We start from the raw sequence: 22763 nt of genomic DNA on the forward strand, positions 1-22763 counted from the left end.
TTCAGCATTGACCAACTCTATTACGCTGCAAAGATGGAAATCCCAGGTACGGGGAGTGTTATAGGACGGGTGGGTAAGTTGTATAGATCACTGGTTAGATGTAGTTGCCGGAATTTCGGGAAAATGATGGTAGATTGTTGGGGGAACTGGCTTTTTTTGGCATTGAGGTGAAGAAAATACGATTGTTGCCTATTAGTATTTTTATGTTAATTATGCATGGGATTTAAATAAATAGAAAAAGTACGACAAAACTTGTGCATATTACAAAGTTGGTGGCAACCCGTTGAAAGTCCCTAATAACTTAGACAACCTAAATTAATGAAAGAGTTTTTTACAACACCTCAAGCAATAGCAGCAATAGTTGCCGCTATAACATCGTTAGTTACGCTTTTATTAACCTTGTTGACCAAAAACTTCATTGAGAAGAAACTGCTTGTTTTTAAACTTGACACAGAACACAAGTTTGAGCAACGCAAGAAAATTAAAAATGTACTAGCGACCAATAAATCGCATTTGTTGAATGCCTGTGAAAATTTAAACCATCGACTTTGGAACTTTGCAAAACCTGAACATTATAAATGGCTTGACGTCAATGGAGATTACAGTAACCCTCACTACTATTTTCATTCATTTACTTACAGAATACTTGCCGTTAACGCCTGGATGCATAAAATACAAAATGAACTAATTCATTTAGACACAACAATTGCATCAAAAGAAGATTTAGAGTTTATAAAATTCATACGGTTCTATGGCCGTATTTTTTCTGACACAGCTTTTTTCAAAGGATATACATACGATTTTAATAATCAAATAGACCACATTTTCAAGAATAATATTGACGAACTATACCAATGTATAACGACAGGAGCTGAGATACTTTCTTTTAATGACTACCTTCTTAAAATATCAACACTTTGCCAAGACAAACTATTTGTTTTTTATAGGTTGCTCGACGGCGTCAATGACCAAGAAGACAGACTTCGGTGGCAATGGTTTCAAATATTGAAAATGCTTAACCTTGCTTTCTTAAATGCGTATGGCTACGACTATCAGCAAACTTCTGATGACAAAATGAAAATTGCAATTAATAGCCCAATGCGTTCCAAATTGGATGACAATTTAATATTTCTATTGACAGAGCATAAATTGCAAAAACAAAAGGAAGTTAAGCGACTTATAAAACTCTTGAAACAAAAATGACAACCCGAAATCGGGAAGCCACCAACTTGGGTTTTACGCAAGTTGGGCTTGAAAAACCAAGATCCAGCTAATTGCAAAGCCAGTCATTGGTTCGGGCTGGACAAACATTTTTCAGCATTAGTTTTAGCTTCATCAAAATATTTTCAATCGGCAGCGGCCCGGGCGGACGGAACACTAATTCCCAACCTGTATAAAGCCCTGCTCGTTGGCGGAAATCCTAAAAACAACGAATATTATGACACCAAGATTTTACATTGAAAAAATAACATTTAACGACGGTACAACACTCGAATGTGATAAAGATGATATTGTTGTTTTTGTTGGAGCAAATAATGCTGGAAAAAGTGCTTCGCTCAAAGAAATATCATCCAAATTTAGATCTAAGCTAAATACTTCAAAAGTAGTTACAGATATAACAATCGGTCAACATGGTGAAAAAATCTCTTTTAAAAGTTTTTTTGAGAATAACTCGATCTTTAAGCAAGAAAACGGTAATTCATCATATCAAGGTTTTGGATATCATATTTATTCTCAAGGTATAGAACATTTTTTTTCGAATTATTTGACTGGTGTTGGAGATTTATTTCCATTTTATGCTAATGTACTAAATACTGAACAGAGACTCACTGCTGCAAATCCACCTCAGAATATTCGACTGACAGATCAGCCAATGCAACATCCTATTCATTACCTTCAAAAAAGTGACACATTGGAAGCAAGTTTTAGTAATTACTTCAGACAGGCATTTGGAAAGGATTTAGTTGTTCACCGAAATGCTGGATCTGAAGTTCCTTTGTACGTTGGAGAAAAGCCAATTCCGAAACAGGGAGAAGATCGAGTTTCGGAAAATTATATTATAGAACTTGAAAAACTAGATTTACTACATCAACAAGGTGACGGAATGCGAAGTTTTGTTGGTGTATTACTTAATTCATTTATTTCCAATCATAATTTACTATTTATTGACGAACCCGAAGCGTTCCTCCATCCACCACAAGCTAAACTTCTTGGTAAGATGTTATCCAAGTATTTGCCATCACAAAAACAATTGTTTCTTGCTACACATAGTGAAGACTTTCTCAAAGGTTTGTTGGAAGGAAATCCTAAAAATATAAAAATTGTTAGAATAAGTAGAAATGGAGATATAAATAATATCAGCATTCTAGATGGCAACGAAATAAATTCGATGTGGAATGATTCTCTATTACGTCATTCAAATATATTAAGTGGTTTATTCCATTCGAAGGTTGTGATTTGCGAGAGTGATTCGGATTCACGTTTTTATTCTTCCGTTTTAAATTCATTGTACGATGATAGTAGTTTAAATGTACCTGACGTATTGTTTATTAATGTAGGAGGTAAGCACAGAATTCCCGTTGCAATTAAGGCATTAAACAAATTAAATGTACCTATAAAAGTAGTTGCTGATTTTGACATTTTAAATAATGTTGAACCCTTGAAAACTATTTATGAAGATTTGGGCGGAATATGGAGTGAAGTATCGGTCGATTGGCAACTAGTTAAAAGTGAAATCGAAAGTAAAAGACCCGAATTCTTAACATCAGAGGTAAAAACAGAAATAAACAGTATTTTGGATTTAATTTCGGATAGAATATTTCCAAAAAATAAAGTAAATGAAATTCAAAAAGTACTTAAAAAAGCTTCTCCTTGGACAGAAGCGAAAGAAGTTGGAAAAGCATTCATTCCAAATGGAAATGCAACACAAGCATTCGATAAAATTCAAAAAAAGTTTATTGAAAAAGGATTACTAATACCAGAGGTTGGGGAGTTAGAAAGTTTTGTAAAAAGTATTGGAAATCACGGGCCAAAATGGATAAACCAAGTTTTAGTGAAAGATCTGAAAAATGATCCAGAGCTTTTGCCTGCAAGAACGTTTGTTAGCTTAATTTAGAACAAAACCACTACCGCTAACATCGGTTTGGCAATAGTGGGCTTTAATGCTAACTCAGAGGTTTGTGCTTCTATTTCCCCACGTTCACAATGCCAAGGACCGTAAGCGGCAAACCAAAAACACCAAACAAAACCCGCCACAAATACCAACCACCCCCCCCCCCATGCCCACCCATTTCAAAAATCTAATCCAAAAAGCCTATCCCGCTTTTAATTCAAGAGACATTGATACGGCACTTTCGACGTTTCATGAAAACGTGGAGTGGCCGAAGGCTTTTGAGGGTGGTTATGTGAGCGGGCATGATGAAATAAGGGCGTATTGGACAAGGCAATGGACGGAAATAAACCCGACCGTTGAACCGGTCGCGTTTGATCAAAGACCGGACGGGACATTTGAAGTAACTGTTCACCAGATTGTAAAGGACTTGCAGGGAAATCTGATCTTTGATGGTGAAGTGAAACACATCTACACATTGGAGGACGACTTGTTACGAAAAATGGACATTGAAATTTGACAGACAGTTCAGTAAATTTCTCAGGTTCCAGGCTAACAACGCCACACAAACGTGTATATCGAGCCGTCGCTAATACTGTTCATACCAGTGAAATTTATCCTGGACAATTTGTTTTTTTTCATTTTCCAGATAATCCAGAAACGATTTGGATACCGGCGAGTGCCTCTTCCCTTTCAGCCATATTAAACTCCATGTGGTAATAATCGGAAGGCCGTTGATCGGTATGATCCGCAGTTCATTGTTGTGAAGTTCATTTTTGATACCAATCAGCGGCATAATTGAATACCCCAGGCCGGCCAGCAAGGCTTGTTTTACGGCTTCGTTGGATGTGAGCTCCATCTTCTTTAAGACTGAAATATGATTCCGCTCAATAAAACTTTCCATTGTTTGTCTTGTTCCTGAGCCCTTTTCCCTGAAAATTAATGGTAACTCTTTAAATATCTCCTGGGTACCGGAACTTTCACCGAAATCAGGGCCTGTACTTCCCACCAGGTATAACTTATTCTGAAGCAGATCCAGCTTCTCTACGTTTAAGGTATTCGGTAAAATTGAAACAAGCGCAAAATCAACCTCATTATTTTCCAGACTCTCAACAACCTTATTTTTGTTTGTAACATCCATTACCAATGTTATCCCCGCATGTTGATGCATAAAACCGGACAGAAAGTAGGGCATGACATACTTTCCCGTCGACACGACCGAGATCTTCAAACGCCCCGTCAACTGACCTTTATAGGTTAAAGTTTTATAATTGATGGCATGCACCTGGTTGATTATATTCTCTGCCGCCTCTGCGATCTCCTTTCCAAAGTCCGTAATGTAGATTTTTCTGCCGACTACTTCCGTCAATGGGATATCAAACTGGTCCTGAAAATTTTTCAACTGTATAGAAACCGCTGGCTGGGTAAGGTGCAGTTCTTCGGAAGCTTTGGTTACGCTTTCTGTCTGAACAATTTTCAAAAATATCTGCAACTGATTTAAAGTATAATTCATAAATTTTACTTATGGTTTACATTACAAAGATAAATAAAAACTTATTAATTGAAATCTCCATTTTTGCAGCGTTAAACCTATAACGAAAAGTAAAATGACAAGAATTACAGTAGCGAAAGGAGACGGAATTGGCCCTGAGATCATGGATGCCACATTGGAAATCATTTTAGCGGCTGGTGCCAGGATTGAAATTGATGAAATCGAAGTTGGCGAAAAGGTATACCTGGCCGGCAATACGGCAGGCATCGCACCTGAATCATGGGAAACGATCAGAAGGAATAAAATTTTCCTTAAAGCACCCATCACCACCCCACAAGGCGGAGGGTACAAAAGCCTAAATGTAACCACCCGCAAATTCCTCGGACTATACGCAAACGTGAGACCTTGCATGAGTTTACACCCGTTTGTAAGTACCAAACACCCTGTCATGGACATTGTGATTGTACGGGAAAATGAAGAGGATTTATACGCCGGTATCGAACACCAGCAAACCGACGAGGTCGTGCAGTGCCTGAAACTGATCAGCAGACCGGGATGCGAAAAAATTGTCCGTTATGCATTTGAGTATGCCCGGCAGCAGAATCGGAAAAAAGTAACCTGTTTCACCAAGGACAACATCATGAAGCAAACCGACGGCTTGTTTCACAAGGTGTTTGATGAGATTGCCAGTGAATATCCCGAAATAGAAAACGAACACTGGATCATAGACATTGGAGCTGCTAAAATGGCCGACACCCCGGAGGCTTTTGACGTGATTGTGATGCCCAATTTATACGGCGATGTGCTCAGCGATGTGGCGGCCCAGATTACCGGTTCAGTTGGTCTGGCAGGTTCCGCAAATATCGGAGAATCATGTTCCATGTTTGAAGCCATTCATGGGTCGGCACCAAGAAGAGCGGGGCAAAACATCGCGAACCCATCGGGTTTATTGCAGGGGGCGGTTATGATGCTGAACCATATCGGGCAGACAGACATAGCCGAAAACGTGCAAAATGCCTGGCTTAGGACTTTGGAAGAGGGTATTCATACCTATGACATTTTTAAAGAAGGAAGCAGCAAGCAAAAAGTAGGCACCAAGGAATTTGCACAGGCTGTCATTGCGAATCTCGGGAAAAAGCCTTCCATCTTGAAATCTGTTTCCTACGCAAATAACTCGGCGCTGATGCTCCCTGCTTATGTAAGAAAACCAGCTGCCAGGAAAGAATTAGCCGGTGTGGACGTATTTGTTCACTGGAATGGAACCAACCCTGACGATTTAGCAGAAAAAGTAAAGAAGCTGAGCGGCCAGGGAATAGAACTGACGATGATCACCAACAGGGGAATAAAAGTATGGCCGGATGGATTTAACGAAACCTTTTGTACAGATCATTGGAGATGCCGTTTTAAGCCAGTAGAAGGAACCAGCATAAACAAATCACATATCATTGATATTTTGAAAAATGCCCTGTATGAAAACATTGATACCATTAAAACGGAAAATCTCTATTCATTCGACGGAAACGCAGCATATTCAATGGGACAAGGTCAATAAAAAGAAAACAAAATGGACATACAACTGATACAGGGAGTTTTTAGCTCCGAAGACGCTATTTCTCTGATAGGGCAAATGATACAAGTCAAAATCAAGTATCACGAAAATAAAATTGAAAAAGAAAGCCGTGAGGAGGACATAAAAGCCAGGGAACAAAAGATAAAAAAACTTCAGGCGGAATTTTATCAATTAAGGAATTACAGTAAGATAAAAAATTTAAGGCTGGAAGCAACCATTAAAATTGATGAGAACTTAACGTGAAACGCCCCGGCGAAAACTTGCTAGTAAAATTTTCAAACGACTATCATGGAAAAAAAGCTGTTTATCGTATGTCCCTTCTCCTGTATCGAAACATTTCTGAAAAGCAGATTTGGCGACGATACCTATTTTATCACCAGTCCGGGAGCTGCTTTGCCTTACAACGAATTCGATTACATGTCGGAAATAAAGGAATTCGTAATCCGGGAGCGCATACAAACCATTTACATTGTCAATGATACAGCATGTAGATTCATCCATGCCATCATCACTAGGAATAAGCTATTTGGCCTGCCGTCCGAAAAAGTGATGGAAGAGCTGTACATAGAACATTTCTTCAATGAATTTAAAGATCAACCCGTAAGACATCAGAAGCATAAACTCGCTGAAATTAATATTCGAAGGCAACTGAAGGAGATCACGAACTCTTTTATATCAGAAATTTATCCTTACGAATCCCAGCTCACGATTAAGGGTTTAATTACTTCGAAACAAAATAAATCACTCCAGGAAATACGGATTGAAAACAATAAAATATCATATGAATTATAACTTATTGATCGAGAATCTTACCAATCCCGCATTACTATTTTTTGTACTTGGTGTTTTGGCAGTTTATTTAAAAAGCGATTTAGAAATACCACCCAACTCCTCAAAATTCATTTCACTTTACCTCCTGTTTGCCATAGGATTCAAAGGTGGCCAGGAATTATCGCATGAACCTTTTACAAGTGAAATCGGATGGTCCATGCTGTTTGGCGTTTTCATTTCCCTGGTTATCCCGATCTACACTTTTTTTATTCTTAAAAGAAAATTGAATGTAAACGACGCCGGAGCTATTGCAGCTGCGTATGGGTCAGTAAGTGCCGTAACATTTGTGACGGCCGTATCCTACCTCGAATCGCAGCAATTATCACTCCATGGACACATGGTGGCCATTATGGCTTTGATGGAATCCCCGGCAATTATCATTGGATTAATATTAATCTCTATTTTCAACAAAGATAAGTCTAACAAAATACAGAAAAGAAGCGTGATGAAACATTCCTTTACCAATGGCAGTGTTTTGTTAATTCTGGGTAGTCTGATAATCGGATATGTAGCTAATGCCAAACAGGCAGAAGGCATAAAACCCTTTACCAACGACCTGTTTAAAGGCTTTCTCGCCATATTCCTCCTGGATATGGGTATTTCAAGCGGGAAAAAATTAAAAGCCTTCTTTTCATTCGGATGGTTTCCAATTATTTTTTCGATTGTGATTCCCATATTCAACGGTTGCGTCATTGCGATGATGAGCTCAATTGTCACACCGGACATTACCAATCGTTTTATGTTCGCCATTTTGGGTGCAAGCGCGTCGTATATTGCTGTTCCGGCAGCGATGAAAATTTCAGTTCCGCAGGCCAATCCGGGCCTTTTCTTACCCATGGCACTTGCTGTGACCTTCCCGGTCAACATTACAATCGGCATGCCTGCCTATTTTCTGATTGTGATGAATACCTGACCCAGGCCAGTACACTTCAAATGGCGCGTACGAATAGGTCATCATCAGTCAAACGATAATCGAGTTTCCTAGCCAAAAATCCAACTCGATCATGGTGGTTCAACAATAGGGCGTGTAAAGCGTGGGAAAATCAAAAAAGCAGAATCATCGAGATAAATCAATCGAAACAGATCCATGATGCCGCAATCCTATTCATTGCAAAACACAATGACTGATTTTTATTGCATCTTTATCTGTAAAAACAGGAAGCTCCAAAACCTTACTATCCGCATATGCTTTGAGCTTATTAATCGCCCTCTGATAAGTAACAGCGGTTTTCGGCCTCAAACTTGGCTTGAAAATCCTTAAAACTTTCTCGAGAACGACAATCAAATCGTTGGAGGAATGCTTAACCAGGTCAGTCTCAATATCCGTCATCACTGTTTTAAAATGGCACCCATTTTCCAAAAGCTGATTCGTTTCCGCGATAAGCTTCACAGCTTCGGCCATCCTTGCCTTTTTTGTCTGAAATGAAGTAGGAATTTTGATACGTTTGCGAACGAGATCGTTCGCTCCTTCATCGAAGGCATAATACTCAATATAACATTCTTTGGTTAGGTCACCACCTGGATCTATCATCACAGCGCGCTTAAACGGCTTGTCGCCGCTCAGATCTTTTACCATCCTATTAGTGTGTGTAGTTTTCCTCTTTCCTGTCTTTGTCCCGGCTATTGTCCCGAATACAAAAAATGCCCAAACTGATACCAGTAAGGGCATTTTGCAGAGAGAGGGATTCGAAAGATGAATATAACTATCTATTTAACAGCAAGTTAATCACCTTCCCATTCCTGTTCCATGATTCACGACACCTTCTCTTAAACCCAATTCAAATCCTATACAACTACCTCATTATCAGTATATAACAATTCATTTTCAATGTGAATATACAAAATTGCTTTTTAACGGCAAAAATTGGTTGATTTTTTGCCATTTGTAAGGTTCGAATCCCTTCTCTCCGAAGGTTCGAAACCCCGTTAGGCGCAGAAAATTTTGTGTCATAAAATCGGGTTTGCTACTAAGATTGGCCGTATAATAAAAGCCTGTCCAGATATCTATATTCGTTGCGTTGAGTATGGAAATACTAATTTGTTCACCACCCATCCGACAATTTCTAGCAGTTTCAGGCCATAATTGTCGTAATATCTGCTAAGGATTGTGCTGTTGAACCTTTGCAAGTAGTTGATGTTTCAACACAACTTGCCAGGATCCGCTTGAAAGAAAATTGAATAAAGGCCTTCAGGAATAATATAAACTAATCGAAAGGTTAAGGTTATCTATTCGGCTTTGGAGACTATGAATCAATGTCAGCAAATTTACCACTTGCAAAGTTTTATGGTATTTAGTCGCTCGGCGAACAATTTTTTATTTAACTTATCTTTCCAAAGACCATTCCCCCTCTCGTTATGTATAACTCTCAGAAACCCATCATCTTCCTGGCTTTTGCTAATCCCAAGAAAGATCTGGATGAAGATCGTGAAATCAACCTATTTCAAGAGTTATTCAATCAGGAAACTGAGTTTGAATACAAATTTATCTTTGCTGCCGATGCGAAGGCCATTTACGACTTTTTCAGAAATCCCCAGCACCGGGGGCGCATTTGTGTTTTTCACTTTTCGGGCCATGCAAATAAAAAGTACGTGTTGCTCAACGACAAGCTCACCCACGGTGAAACTCTGGGAAGTTTCCTAGCCTTGCAAGTAGGTCTTCAGTTAGTGGTAATCAATGCCTGCGAAACTCAAAACCTAGGCTCTTTTATAATAGAGAAAGGGATCCCGGCCGTGATTGCAACAAATCAGCCCGTGAAGGATTTGACCGCTGCCCGGTTCACAAGATATTTCTACGAGAACCTCTTGAATGGAAATACAATTGAAATTGCGTTTCAAAATGCTACTTCTGGGAATGAATTTGTTTCAGAAAGATTTTCGCTGTTTCGTGGCCTGGATACCGGGACCCAGATTCCAGCCGACATAGAATACATTTCTCTTTATAGCCAGAAGTATGCTAAGGATTGGACTCTGGCTAGCGCAATCAATAATCCTTATTTTGGATTACCGAAATTGCCCCCGAACGCCTACGACAATCTCCCCGAAGTGCCTTTTATTGGTTTGAGACCGTATGATACCTTTACTTCACCCCTGTTTTTTGGTCGAGCTAAGTCTATTCGGGAGCTGATCGTGAGTGTAGATGACTCATACAGCAAACTTATTTTACTGTATGGGAAATCGGGTGTTGGGAAATCTTCCGTGTTGGCTGCTGGGGTAGAGGGACGATTGAAGCAGGCCGGATATGCCTCCAAATACTCACGCCGTAGCAGTGAGGGGTTGCTCGCTACACTTGCCGAAGCGCTACATTGTACTGATGCAAATTATCAGAAAAAATGGGGAGAAGTAGAAAGCACGAGAGGTCGTCCCCTGATTGTGATTCTGGATCAAGTAGAGGAAGCTATTACAAACCATAGAGTCGAAGAAATTGAGGCCCTGGCAGAAGTCATAATTTCTATTTTCAATACCGCTAAACAGGATGAATATACGGGTGAAACTTTACCGTCTCCTATCCTTGGAAAACTGATTTTAGGCTACAGGGAAGAGTTTCACGCGCAAATTGAGAATATCTTCAGACAGAAAGGAATTGCAACTGAACAGGTGCTAATTGAGCCCTTGACTCACCAAAGCATTAAGGAAATAGTGGAGGGCATCCCTAAGGATACCCAGTTGCTCAAAAAATACAAGCTCACGGTACCTTCGACAGTCACAGACCGCATTCAGGCCAAACTTAGCGAGGATACTACTGATGCCATTTCTCCCGTATTGCAATTGCTTCTGACTAATATGTGGGAGAAATCCAGCCTTACAACGGAAAGCGAACGGACGTTTGCAATCACTATGCTCGACGCCCTTCTTGATGAAGGAATCTGGTTGAAGGATTTCGTAAAGCAACAACTCAATAAGGTCGAGGAACTTTTTCCTAACCAGATAAAATCTGGATTGGTGTTGGATCTGCTGCAAAACCTAACAACCGATTTGGGAACTGCGAGGGCAGTAGAAATTTCGGCTATATTTGAACGATACGATACCCACTCAACTATTCTGACCAAAGTATTAAAAAAGTTGGATGACCTATACGTGGTGGCCAAAGCCACCGTGAATGGAGAAGAAGCCTATCGCCTCAGCCATGATACCCTGGCACTCATTGTACGAAAAATGAACGCAGATAGCATTCTACCAGGGCAAGTAGCCTGCCGACTTGTTGCCGCGAAGAATATTTCCGAGAAAAATCCTTTTGGGGAGAGTGATATAAAAATTCTAAGAGCGGGTCGGGACGGCATGAAAAAGTGGGGTGACGAAGAAAAAATAGCTTTTCAAAATAGCGAAAGCCAACTACAAAAGTATCGCCGAAAAACTCGTCTCTTGTGGACAGGCATATTCGCAAGCATTTTGATTGCCTTTGGTCTGTTAGGATATAGCTTCTTAACATCCCAAAAAAACCTATTGGTAAGCCATCTCATTTCTCTGGCTGAACAAACATCCGATAAAACCCTGGCGGCGCAGGCATCGTACAAAGCCTGGAAACTTGAGCCAGAGAATGCATCAGCTGCCAGATTACTCTCCTTAAACTTGGAAGCAAGTACTTATCAAAAGGAGTTTGTTCTGGGCAGTGCTTCTAAACTAATATTTTCAGACAATAAAAGATTTGTGGCAGCAATTGATGGTAACATTATCAAAATCTACAATTCAAAAGATCATTCACTTTTGTCTTCGTTTGGGGCCTACGGTCCTGTTTATGAGTTGAGCTTTTCTCAAGATGATTCGACAATTGCCGGCAGTGGTGGGAAAGGAGTTGTAACCATCTGGGACTGGAAGAATAAAGAAGTTATTGACACACGTCGGTACAACGGTAATGTAAATAGTTTAGCCTTTTCCCCCGATGGGAAAACACTTGCAGTAGCTGGATACGCTGAAAGAGCCGGAGCACAAGTTTGGGTTTGGAACTGTAAAGAGGGACGAGTCACGGACTCGTTAGGTGTTGAAAATAAGATGATTACTACTGTGTCATTTTCCCGCGATAGTAGGGTTGTTATTATGGGTGGGACTAGTGGACGAGTGTGGGCCTGGGACTGGAATAAGAAAAATTCTATAAAGTCAATTCAACTTGGAGGAAGCTTTAGTAGTCTAGCCTTCTCCCCTGATAGCTCGAGCGTTGCGATCGTTGGAACTAAATTTCACGAGGAAAAAATTAAAAAACTAGGAGGTATTTGGATATGGGATTGGAAAGCAGGAAAAGTGGTAGACTCAATGCAGGTAAATGATGAGGTTAGAAGTGTGGGGTTTTCAAAAGATGGCCTTGATCTAGTAGCAGGAGGGAGCGGTGGGAAACTTTATATATGGGAGAGAAAAAAAAGAATCGTTAGTGATTCCCTTGATGTGGGTCACGTAGTTGACAATGTGTTCTTTATACCCGGAGACAGTATCCTCGCCTCGGGAGGAGAAGATGGACGAATATGGATTTGGCATAGGGAAAGTGGAAGAGCAATGAACACGCTGAATCTTGGTAACGGAGATAATTATGCATCTTTTTCCAACAATGGAAGGATTCTGGCAATCGGCGGAAACTCGCAGGATGGAGTTGGAAAAATATGGTTTTGGGATGTAAAAAATAAAAGAGCTATTGACTCCCTCTACCTGGACGGCTATGTAAAGAGTTTAGCATATTCTCCTAAACGTGGATATCTTGCCGTGGGAGGTGGATCTAGAATTGGTGGTCGGGTCTGGCTTATAGATCTAAAAAGTGGAGTTGTAAAAGACTCGATAAAGGTCGGGGAGGAAGTAAGCGGTGTGGTTTTCTCACCGGACGGGACGGCTGTTGTCGCGACTGAACATACGGCAGGGACAAGTAATTGGGTTTGGGTTTGGAAACTCGGACTAGGAATAGATTCACTTCAAGTAAATGGCGAAACTTACAGTAGCGCATTCTCTCCAGACGGGCGATTCCTATCAGTAGGGGGAGCTACTGGAAATTTTCATTCCAGGGTTTGGATCTGGGATAGAGAGATGAGAAAATCAATAGACTCCCTACAAGGAAGAGGCTATATTAGCAGTGTGGCTTTCTCATCCGATGGAACTACTCTCGCAGCTGGTGGATTCACTCCTAAGGTCGGGGGAATCGTCTGGGTTAGGAATCAGAGAACCAAAAAAACAGTTATTTACAGGGAGGGTGGATCTGTAAATAGCATTTCCTTCTCCCCCGATTGTAAATATCTTGCCTTTTGTGGAAGACTTGGGAATGCGGGACTTATACGGATATTAAATCTTGAAAGCGGCCAATCGATCAACTACGAAACAGAATTCCACGTTAACAGTGTGGCTTTTTCTCCCGACGGCTCCACTATTGTAGCAGGGGGGATGGACGGACTAGTTTGGATCTTAGATTTTTTTGATGTCTATTTGGCAAGTCCTAATAGAATTTCAAGAATCAGCCTTGCGAACTATTTCACAAACGGCCTTCGTGTTTACACGCTTCAAAAAGTATTGGAAGCGTCTCGATTAGATCGTACCGACCTAATGCGGCTAATCTATCATTTCAACGACAGGGACAGACGCAATCAGGACTACAACCTCCACCACCTCAACTGGTGTTACGAGCAACTAATCAATCTAACCAAAGTCAAATCCGAAAAAAAATATCTATCGGAAGAAAAAACAAAAGTAGAAGTCGAGCTTAAAAGCAACCCCGCACCCTTCTATCTGACCCTCTGGTGGCAAATCCAAAGGTTCTGGTACAGCATCGTACTATTTTTGGAAAATCTGAACTATAACCACCCTAAGAAGCTCACTCCATTTACCGCTTAATAAAATCTAGCAATGTAGCCCAAAAGATTACAAATTTTTAATCGTAAATTACTACCCAAATATCCCATGTAAACCTCCTAACCAATTATCCCCAATGCGCTTCGATACGCTCACCCAGATTGAGGATCGCTTCCGTAAAGAAGCGGCATCCGCGCTTAAACCTTTTTCCCTGCCAATATCTGGCGAAAACCTAATGCTCAACGGGCAGTTGTTCAAACCCAATCGCAGGAACTACTACTACGAAACGGAACACAAAAAAGAGCGGATCGTACTCCACTTCACCGCCGGGAATGTACGCTCAGATATGATTACACTTACTACGCAGGACCGCCATATATCAGTTCCCTTTGTCATTGGTCGGGATGGTACCATTTACCAGCTATTTCCTTCCAAGTTTTGGTCAGGCCATCTGGGTGCAGGTGTGGGCAATGCAGGCACGGGCAATGCGCAGGACAAGGCCACCATTGGTATCGAGCTATCCAACTATGGTTTTCTGGTGCCGAAAGACGGGAATCTGGAAACGATCTATTCCCGGGTCAAAGATAAGGACACCGGGCAAGTTAGTCCGGTGGACGTCTATTGCACACTCGACAACAAGGCCGCATACACTAAAACTGATTCGCCTTTTCGCGAGCAAAGTTTTTATCCTACCTATACCGCCGAGCAACTCGACAGCCTGATTATTCTGCTGCGGTACCTCACCACCAAATACAACATCCCACGGCAGTTTCTGCCGCCCGACAAGCGATATACCACCATCCAGGATGTGCTGAATTTCAAAGGTATCGTCTCGCACGTCAATTACCGCAGCAGCGGCAAGTGGGACCTTGGCCCGGCATTCGACTGGGCTATGGTGACTGAAGGCGTACAGGCCTCGGCGTATATCTCCGCCGACACCAAAGAAATCAACGCCAGAGGCCTCGAAGAAGTACTCACTTCTGAGGAAGAAATAGAATCGCAATTCCCCATTAACAGGGATGTTCTGCAACCAGACGTAGAAGTTACCGACAACGAAGGCTATAACCCGAATGACTACGATGACAAAGACATTATAAACCCTAATCCAATCACATCGATAAAAAAAATATACGCACTACTGGTGGGCATTAACAACTACGAACGCGTACGCAAACTGCAGGGCTGTGTAAACGATGTGAACGCCGTCAGCAAGTACCTCAAAAACAACACAGATTTCGACCTAAAGGTGGAAGAATTGATTGATGCTGCCGCCAATCGGGATGGCGTAATCAAGGGATTCCGGACTTTTCTGAGCCAGGCCACCAAGGACGATACCGTGCTGTTTTACTTCTCGGGCCATGGTACCCAGGAAAAAGCCGATCCGATCTGGGATGAAACTGACGAAGCGCTGGAATGCATCGTTTGTCACGACGGTGGTACCACCAAAACGTCACAATTCCTACTCACCGATAAGGAACTACGCTATCTGATCCATCAGCTTTCGCAAAAAACCAAAGCCCATATCGTTACCATTTTTGACTGCTGCCACTCGGGCGATAACACCCGTAACGCCGGCGTCACCGAAGCGAACTACCCTGACCGGAATGTGCGCCGGGTTACTGATAAGGCGGGAAAAGCCTTTCCCATGCGGAATTGGGATGAATTCCTATTCAGCGAATCCATTCATAAGCCTTCCGATGCCGGCGAGAAACCCGCCGCGTTCCTCCCTCAGGGAACGCACGTGCAGATGGCCGCCTGCGAGTCGGATCAGGTGGCGCTGGAAGTAGCTCGGGAGGGGGTATTTACCAAAACCCTCCTCAAAATGCTTACGGACAGCGGCGGTAATATTTCTTACAATACCCTCCGAAGCCGCATTCGACAGTACATGCGGGCGGGCTTCGAGCAGACGCCCCGCGTGTACCTACCTTTCGACGCCGAACTACTACTGAATACCGGCTTTCTAAACCGCACCATTGACCCGCAAAAAATGATCTGCGAGGCTACCCACAATACCAAACAGGGCTGGCAACTGAATGTGGGGGCCATCCACGGCATGAAGTCTAGCACCAAAATAACTCTGTTTGATCCCCAAGACCCTAAGAAAACCTTCACGACTACGGTGCGAAAGGGTGGTGTGTTTGTGGACTATACCCTGCTCGATGCCATCGGGCTCAACGACGACACCACCTACAAAGCCGAAGTAGCGGGACTCCTGATGCAGGAGCTGGTACTCAAACTGGAAAACCACGACGGCACGCTTAAAGAGATGAAAGAACTAGCAGATAAACTGCTGGAAAAAACAAGCGGAGGGTTTTCGTTCGGGGGTGGGGATGGTGTAAAGAACATCAAGAAAGAGAACGACTCTGGAAACTCAAAGCCCGCCGACTACTCTCTCCACGTACACAGTGGCGAAATGTACCTCACCTGGCCCGATGACCCCTACCGACCACTGACTCGTCCCATACTATATGTAAAAGACGATGGCACCAAAGATATTTCGGGGACTGTGGCAACCTTGCATCACGTCTCGCGGTGGCATTTTATCAAGGGTCTGCAAAATGAGGACAAACCCGAAGGCTTCCCGGACCAACCACTGACCATAGAATTGACCCACGTCAAAGCGGATGGTACCTCAGTGCCTATTGACGTTACTAACGATACTGCTGAGTTGGACTATGAAAAAGCTGGAAATGAGTGGAAGGGTACCATTCAGATCAAAGTTACGAATACTACTGACCAGGATTTGTATTTCTGTGCAGCCTACCTCAGCAAAGAGTTTCAGTGTTTTCTGGATTTTATACCGGAGCGGGTAAAGTTGCTACAATCTGGAAAATCTATCTTCCTTGGAGCAACGGATAAAAAGGGAGTAACCAAAGACCGCATCAACCTTAAAATGGGCGATGTAGAACGGGAATACAACTGGCCCCAAACTTTAGAGGCCCTGAAATTTATCATCAGTACCGAAGAGTTTGTGGCCGAAGCCCTGACTCTGGAAGAGTTGCCCAAACCTTGGACTTCGGCGGATAAAGATAAAAAGAAAAGTTTGGATACTGGAACAAGGGGATTTGATACAGAAGAAGAACCCGTTGAATTCTCCGGCTGGGGTACGCAAACTCTGACCTTGGTCTTCAAAAATCCGGTCCATAATCAGATTCCAGCTTCCACCTTAAAGGCCCTCCTCGATTGGGACGAAACTGCCTACTACGCAGCTGGGCTATATTATGACGTAGAATCAGACAAAGAAACGGGGCAACCAACCTTCTTAAAACTGAAAGACGGGATAAAAATGGTGGTACCAGAAGATGAAAAAGGGTTATTTAGTGACCTGAAACTTTTACTGAGCAATAAGGTGGAAACTGCCATACGTCAGCGACGCTATAATATCCTCAAACACGACACTAGCCGCCTAAGGATTGTGGCTGAAGGTGACTCCTGGTTTCAGTACCCGATCCTGTTGCAGGATACCATTGACCAATTGTACAAAGCATACGCCATCCGTAGTTTTGCTGAGGCCGGGGATACGCTGGCCAACTACCTCATAAAAAAAGAATATCTCGATCCCATCGGCCTTGAGGATGCTCACTTTTTTCTTGTGAGCGGAGGTGGGAATGATGTTCTGGGTGATGAATTCAAGTTTTTCCTTCGCGAAACCCCGGATACTAGCGATACTACGCCAAAACGCTACCTGAATGCAAAGTTCTTCGAAACGATGACGACCCTTTCGAGCCAATACCACGAAATGTTTACCGAACTGCTAAATAAGTACCCAGACCTGCACATCATGGTGCATTGCTACGACTACATCATACCCGTAGATACGGATTCAACTCCAAAGAAACAGAGTTGGAGCGGCAAACACATGATTGCCAAAGGTATTGAACCACAGGTTGAGCGCGAAACGCTGATCCACTTCATTCTGGATGAATTTGCTAGTAGACTGACGGCTTTGGTGAATAAACCGAAGTTTAAAGATAAGGTCTCCTTCGTGGATACCCGTGGACTAGTGAATCGCACTGGCTGGTTTGACGAGATTCACCCGACTAGTGCTGGTTTTCAGTTAGTGGGGGATAAGTTTATGAAGGAGATTGAGCGGGTGCGGTCAAAGAAGTCCATTTAATCGACTAATACACCCTAAGGAGAGACATCCACTTAGACAAGTAAAACGGAATGATGCGCTTAGTTAAAATTATAGAGTAATATAAACCAAATTATGCAAAAAAATGAAAAGCAACGACCACTTACAATACATTAAACAATTGGACATTTGAAGAACGCCTTCCCAGCATCTAGAGATATTTTTGCAAAAGAGTTGTCTACCTCGGATGGAATAGAGCAATCTTTCTTGAATGCTAAGAGCATTATTTCATTTGTCTCTGAAATTAACGGACAGCGCAGAGATGATGTCCTCAATTCAGTGTTGCTGGCACAATTGGCGGCGAATAAACAATTCCTCGGTGACGATCAGAGCCTCGAATGGTACAAGGAATCCGTGAAAGTTCTGAATAATATTGGATGGAATATACAGGCTGCTGAATTCTCACATTTCGAATCTAAGGAGGACCTATTCGAAGTGCAAAATGTGATTATCGATATTCTTCTAACAGCGTTTGGTTGCACCTTCATTAATGCGATCACCAAGACATTAAATGCTATAAAAGGCCTGGCAGACGGCTATGGGAAAATTACCATCTTTGAAAAAAATACGCACTCCCTTTCAAAAGGCGCATTCCAGATTGGATTGGCAAAAGAAGAGAAGGGTGCCGTATCATTACAAATTGGCACGTTTTTGATTACCTCTTCCAGCGAAATTAAAAGGATACTATTCTTTAAAACCTCTAAAGACAAAACCAAACTAGATTACTGTTCACGAACAGGTACGTTGAATGAGATTGTTTATGGAAAGATTCGAGAATTTGTTGTGGCGAAGCTGGGGGGGGAAGATGGTGGAGTTTATTGCGGAGGTGGATATTTGAGTAATGTTACAAATACAACTAAGAAAATTAGTAGTAGAAAAATGGTATCGGTAATTTTAATACAATAAACGATTAGCATGTGTGCTGAAAAAGGTTTAGTTACAGAGAAGAAACTTGAAAATATTCCAACGCCAATAGATAAATATTATCTGTTAGTAATTGCTATTGATAGCTATCAAAAGAATTCCCTTAGTAACCCAGTTCGGGATGCAGATGCACTAGTTAAAATTCTAACCACTGATTTTACCTTTTTTCAGCCAACCGACGAATCAGAAATCTCTTCTACGAGATCTAAGGATAGCGACATCGATGATATTATTGTTTATAGCAGTCTTCAAACAAAATGCTTGTACAACGAAAATGCTACTACAAATAAGATTGATGATCACATCAGAGCCGTTCACAAAAAAATAGGACCAAATGACGCATTTTTAATTTACTTTTCAGGTCACGGAGATATAGATGAAAATAATCAGACATTCCAACTCGTTGCATATAATGAAGAACTTTTATTTACACGTTTGTATGACCGTTCCAGGAAATACGAAACAAATTGTCGCCATCTTCTAATCATTGTAGATGCTTGCTTTTCCGGAATGGGGAAGGAAGGTATAAAGACAGAGGACGGGACTGACTCTTCGCGATATTATGTTGCCTCTTGCGATTCTGATCAAAAAGCCAAAGATGGACCTCCAGGTGACGGAAGCCCATTTAGCAAATTTCTAATTTCCAAATTACGAGAAAATGAAACCCCAAAGCCCGAGCTTGACTCTGACTTTTTTGAGCAATTCAATAAAAATCAAAAGGCAAAACGAACGGCTGATGAAATTGGAGACCGAATAAATTATAAATATCAATCTCTTGTTTCTGGAGTTCCTGAAGGAGCATCCAGCGGCAAAACAAAGTTATACCTAACAAAAAAGAAAAAAGGCAGACCAGAGCCAGGTTTCCTAAGAAATTCATTTATTAAAAATCTTGGATTCGGAATACAAAAGCAAATTTTAAAAGACGATTACAGTACATTATACAATTACCTTAATATTCTAATTCTGCAAAGCTACAATCTTGATGCGAGAAATTTTCTCGCCAAAAGCTCATTTGGACATTCGATTCCAGAATCAATGAAGTCAAACACCGAAATACTATGTGACCGTTTTGAAATAAAAGATGAGAAATTAAAGGACGCTATTTTTACTAATTTGTTAACCGAAAAAAGCATCAAGAGTATAGTTAACTATTTTATCGAAAAAATTATATCGATTGACAGTAAAAAGATATTTTATTTTTTGTTGATAGATTTTATAGATATTGGCAAAAATTATGTTGAGGAAATAGATAATTTTTGCAAGGAATTCTGTTTGGAATTTTGCAAAAAACACAAAGAAGTCCTTTTACAAAAGAAGGATGCGGATATTGGACAACTCTTTATTTTCTTTACTGATGTAAGCAAAAATTCAGACGGATGGGTTAAACGAGATTTTAAGCAGGTGAAAGGACTGGATGAATCCAACCGATTCAATTTTATAGATCTAGGAAATATTAAACCAATTCGAAAACCACATTTTAATGAATGGCGCGAAGATATTCTTGTTGATAAAGTTTCTACGACGATTCAGGAACTCGCAAATGACGAAAAAATACTAACTTTATTTAAGATCGACGACTTAAATAAATTCACCTGTGAGCATGACAAATTTGTAGAAAAAATTTGTACACATTGCGGCTTTAACGACGAGGAGTTTAAGAGAGAATTTTCTAACCATATGTACAACTTTCCAAAAATGATTTCAAATGGCAATTAAAGCGTACCCCTACGGAGACTCCTCGAAAACTTCGCGGTTTGACAAATTAATCGATGGTAAATGGCAACCTCGTTCTGTCATTGTTAATGGTGTTGAAATACCCCCTTATATCCCATCAGATGACTTGATATCCCTTGTACGTTTAGCCCAGATCATAAAACGCCCTATCCTCATTAAAGGGGATCCGGGAAGTGGTAAAACAGAATTTGCCCGTTCGGTGGCTTATGAATGGTACGGTAAAGACTATGAGAAACATTACTTTAGGTGGGATATAAAGTCAACCACAAAAGCTAGTGAAGGCCTTTATTTTTTCGATCACATATCTCGCCTTCGAGACGCACAACTATCAAAGGGTAACTATCAGGTAAGAACCAATAAGGAAAACAAGTTAAAGTATAGAACATTTGGTCCAGTTGGAAAAGCGTTCAAAATGACTGAGGATGAAACAAAACCTCCCATCCTTCTCATTGATGAGATCGACAAAGCCGATATAGATTTCCCGAATGATCTTCTTTTGGAATTGGATAAATATGAATTTAAAATTCCTGAAACCGAAGAAATCATAAAAGCCAAAATTGCTCCAATTATATTTATAACCAGTAATGCCGAGCGTGAACTTCCCGAAGCCTTTCTTAGAAGATGCCTATTTTGTTACATCAAATTCCCTGGTAGGATACAACTATCGAATATCATCGAGGCCAAATACCCTTCTTTGTTTGAAAAAGAACGTGCATTTGTTGATCAAGCGGTGACAAGATTCGAAACTTTGAGAAAGTCGATAAACGATAATCCTTCAGAAAACAAGCAAGTATCAACAAGTGAGCTCCTTGACTGGCTGAAAGTGTACGATTTCGATCGCGCAAGCACTGGGATAGTAAAAGAGAGTTTAGATACGCTTCCACGTTACTATCAAACGCTTCTAAAAACATATTCCATTTTGCTTCGGGAGTCGAAAGTAACCGAGGAGGAGGAAAAATAAAATTGAATTAATTCATAATCTAGAATTGTATGGAATACCTTCCTTTTTGGAATTTTTTTAAACGAGCAGAATCAGAATTGGGTTACTCAACTTCAATGGATTCGTACCTGTCTATTATGAAGGTAATGACCGAAGACGATCACCTTTCCGATTTTTCCGAAATTGATTTATTTCAGTTTTACAAGTTTTTTTTACTACAAAAATCAACTGACGAGGATAAGCTAAGAAATTTATTGAAAGAAGCAATTGAGACAGAGTATGAATTCCTTTTTCGGTTTCAAAAGAATGTAGATGACAAAGTTGTAACTGCCAAATTAAATAGCCCATTATCAAATACTATTGACAATCAAGAGCGAACGGATGAAGTCCAGTCGCCTTTGCCACCTCCAATTGAAAATGCTGCACTATTCCCGGAACCATTTGAAGATTACGACGAAGACGAAATTGAGAATAATCAGAAAGAGAAAAAATTCTTCCAACTTCCCGACTTTGATAAATTCAATGATAATTTGAAGTCTGCGTCCGAAGGGAAAGAACAGGACAATGATCAAACAAAAGTTATGGTCAAATTCTTGCTTACAGACGAATATTTTAGTGTAACACGTCGACAAATGGTCAAAGCATGGAAAACGTTGAGGTCACCCGAAAAAAACAAAACCGGAACAGCGATGCTTGATGTGGAAGCCACAATAAAATCGATCGCTAAAGAGGGGGTTTTTACTGAGGCAAAATATATATCTAATTATCTCAATCGTAAGGACTCTTTAATCATCCTCGCCGATTACAAAGGCTCAATGGCCCCATTTCATGAATTGACAGAAAGATTGATTAATGCTGCCAAAGGCGCTGGGGGGCATCCGATGGCTTCTGTATACTACTTTCATAATTATCCAATGGGCTATTTATTCAAGAAACAGAATTTAACAAATCCAATAACTCTTAAGGAAGCTCTTGTAAAAACAAATCCAAAACTCACCGTTGCAATTATTATTAGCGATGCCGGGGCTGCAATCTCGGAAAACCCTCCTGAAAGAACAAAAGTAAGACTTGAAATGACTAGCCCTTTTTTGGAAGAATTGACAAAATCAGTATTAAAAACTGTGTGGTTAAATCCCCTTCCGCAACATAGATGGAAAGAAAATGCGGCTGAAGAAATAGTTCAAAGCAAAGTTTTGATGACCCCAATTATCGACGATAATCAAGGTCACTTTCAGAACGTATTTCAGACGATATTCAAAGAAAATTAAAATA

The 22763-nt window shown here is 41.0% G+C and carries 16 protein-coding genes; 14 read left to right on the forward strand and 2 right to left on the reverse strand.

Annotation, left to right across the window (positions count from 1 at the left end; genetic code table 11):
• Nucleotides 1-318 precede the first annotated feature (318 nt).
• The 4 genes from DYADSP32_RS08730 (at nucleotide 319) to DYADSP32_RS08745 (ending at nucleotide 3629) form a co-directional block, all read left to right on the forward strand.
• A complete protein-coding gene (locus DYADSP32_RS08730; protein WP_149243084.1) occupies nucleotides 319-1203 on the forward strand; it encodes a hypothetical protein in 885 nt (294 codons plus the stop codon).
• A gap of 48 nt (nucleotides 1204-1251) precedes the next feature.
• A complete protein-coding gene (locus tag DYADSP32_RS08735; protein ID WP_414617634.1) occupies nucleotides 1252-1461 on the forward strand; it encodes a hypothetical protein in 210 nt (69 codons plus the stop codon).
• Entirely contained in the window at nucleotides 1439-3115 is a 1677-nt protein-coding gene (locus DYADSP32_RS08740; protein ID WP_149243083.1) for an ATP-binding protein, read from the forward strand. The genes DYADSP32_RS08735 and DYADSP32_RS08740 overlap by 23 nt, the downstream gene beginning before the upstream one ends.
• A 163-nt stretch (nucleotides 3116-3278) precedes the next feature.
• Nucleotides 3279-3629, forward strand: coding sequence for a nuclear transport factor 2 family protein (locus DYADSP32_RS08745; RefSeq protein ID WP_149243082.1), 351 nt, complete (start codon nucleotides 3279-3281; stop codon nucleotides 3627-3629).
• Between the two features lie 69 nt (nucleotides 3630-3698).
• Here DYADSP32_RS08745 and DYADSP32_RS08750 read toward each other — a convergent pair whose 3' ends face one another.
• Nucleotides 3699-4622: a LysR family transcriptional regulator gene (locus DYADSP32_RS08750; protein WP_149243081.1), complete on the reverse strand. Its 924-nt coding sequence runs from the start codon at nucleotides 4620-4622 to the stop codon at nucleotides 3699-3701.
• Nucleotides 4623-4716: 94 nt separating this feature from the next.
• Between DYADSP32_RS08750 and DYADSP32_RS08755 the strand changes: the two genes are divergently transcribed.
• Genes DYADSP32_RS08755 through DYADSP32_RS08770 form a run of 4 tightly spaced genes read left to right on the forward strand, consistent with a single transcriptional unit; the run spans nucleotide 4717 to nucleotide 7915 of the window.
• Nucleotides 4717-6153: an NADP-dependent isocitrate dehydrogenase gene (locus tag DYADSP32_RS08755; protein ID WP_149243080.1), complete on the forward strand. Its 1437-nt coding sequence runs from the start codon at nucleotides 4717-4719 to the stop codon at nucleotides 6151-6153.
• Nucleotides 6154-6165: 12 nt separating this feature from the next.
• The gene (locus DYADSP32_RS08760; RefSeq protein WP_149243079.1) at nucleotides 6166-6414 is read left to right on the forward strand and encodes a hypothetical protein; all 249 of its coding nucleotides are present in this window, start codon (nucleotides 6166-6168) and stop codon (nucleotides 6412-6414) included.
• Nucleotides 6415-6459: 45 nt separating this feature from the next.
• The gene (locus DYADSP32_RS08765) at nucleotides 6460-6963 is read left to right on the forward strand and encodes a hypothetical protein (RefSeq protein ID WP_149243078.1); all 504 of its coding nucleotides are present in this window, start codon (nucleotides 6460-6462) and stop codon (nucleotides 6961-6963) included.
• Nucleotides 6953-7915 (forward strand): sodium-dependent bicarbonate transport family permease, encoded by a 963-nt coding sequence (locus DYADSP32_RS08770; RefSeq protein ID WP_149243077.1) that lies wholly within the window; start codon nucleotides 6953-6955, stop codon nucleotides 7913-7915. Before DYADSP32_RS08765 ends, DYADSP32_RS08770 begins: the two co-directional genes overlap by 11 nt.
• Before the next feature lie 192 nt (nucleotides 7916-8107).
• Here DYADSP32_RS08770 and DYADSP32_RS08775 read toward each other — a convergent pair whose 3' ends face one another.
• Complete coding sequence (locus DYADSP32_RS08775) at nucleotides 8108-8578, reverse strand: hypothetical protein (protein WP_149243076.1); 471 nt, start codon at nucleotides 8576-8578, stop codon at nucleotides 8108-8110.
• A gap of 779 nt (nucleotides 8579-9357) precedes the next feature.
• Here DYADSP32_RS08775 and DYADSP32_RS08780 point away from each other — a divergent pair.
• The 6 genes from DYADSP32_RS08780 (at nucleotide 9358) to DYADSP32_RS08805 (ending at nucleotide 22759) form a co-directional block, all read left to right on the forward strand.
• Nucleotides 9358-13800 (forward strand): CHAT domain-containing protein, encoded by a 4443-nt coding sequence (locus DYADSP32_RS08780; RefSeq protein WP_149243075.1) that lies wholly within the window; start codon nucleotides 9358-9360, stop codon nucleotides 13798-13800.
• A 94-nt stretch (nucleotides 13801-13894) separates the two neighbouring features.
• Nucleotides 13895-17875 carry a caspase family protein gene (locus tag DYADSP32_RS08785; protein ID WP_149243074.1) on the forward strand — a complete coding sequence of 1327 codons (3981 nt, stop codon included), beginning with the start codon at nucleotides 13895-13897 and terminating at the stop codon, nucleotides 17873-17875.
• Nucleotides 17876-18022: 147 nt separating this feature from the next.
• Nucleotides 18023-18799: a hypothetical protein gene (locus DYADSP32_RS08790; protein WP_149243073.1), complete on the forward strand. Its 777-nt coding sequence runs from the start codon at nucleotides 18023-18025 to the stop codon at nucleotides 18797-18799.
• A gap of 9 nt (nucleotides 18800-18808) precedes the next feature.
• Nucleotides 18809-20533, forward strand: a complete 1725-nt coding sequence (locus tag DYADSP32_RS08795; protein ID WP_149243072.1) for a caspase family protein — start codon at nucleotides 18809-18811, stop codon at nucleotides 20531-20533.
• Entirely contained in the window at nucleotides 20523-21512 is a 990-nt protein-coding gene (locus DYADSP32_RS08800; RefSeq protein ID WP_149243071.1) for an AAA family ATPase, read from the forward strand. The genes DYADSP32_RS08795 and DYADSP32_RS08800 overlap by 11 nt, the downstream gene beginning before the upstream one ends.
• A 29-nt stretch (nucleotides 21513-21541) precedes the next feature.
• Nucleotides 21542-22759 (forward strand): hypothetical protein, encoded by a 1218-nt coding sequence (locus tag DYADSP32_RS08805; RefSeq protein ID WP_149243070.1) that lies wholly within the window; start codon nucleotides 21542-21544, stop codon nucleotides 22757-22759.
• The last annotated feature ends 4 nt before the right edge of the window (nucleotides 22760-22763 follow it).

Origin of the sequence: Dyadobacter sp. 32 (assembly GCF_902506755.1) — a bacterium.
In the GTDB taxonomy this organism is placed as follows: Bacteria; Bacteroidota; Bacteroidia; order Cytophagales; family Spirosomataceae; genus Dyadobacter.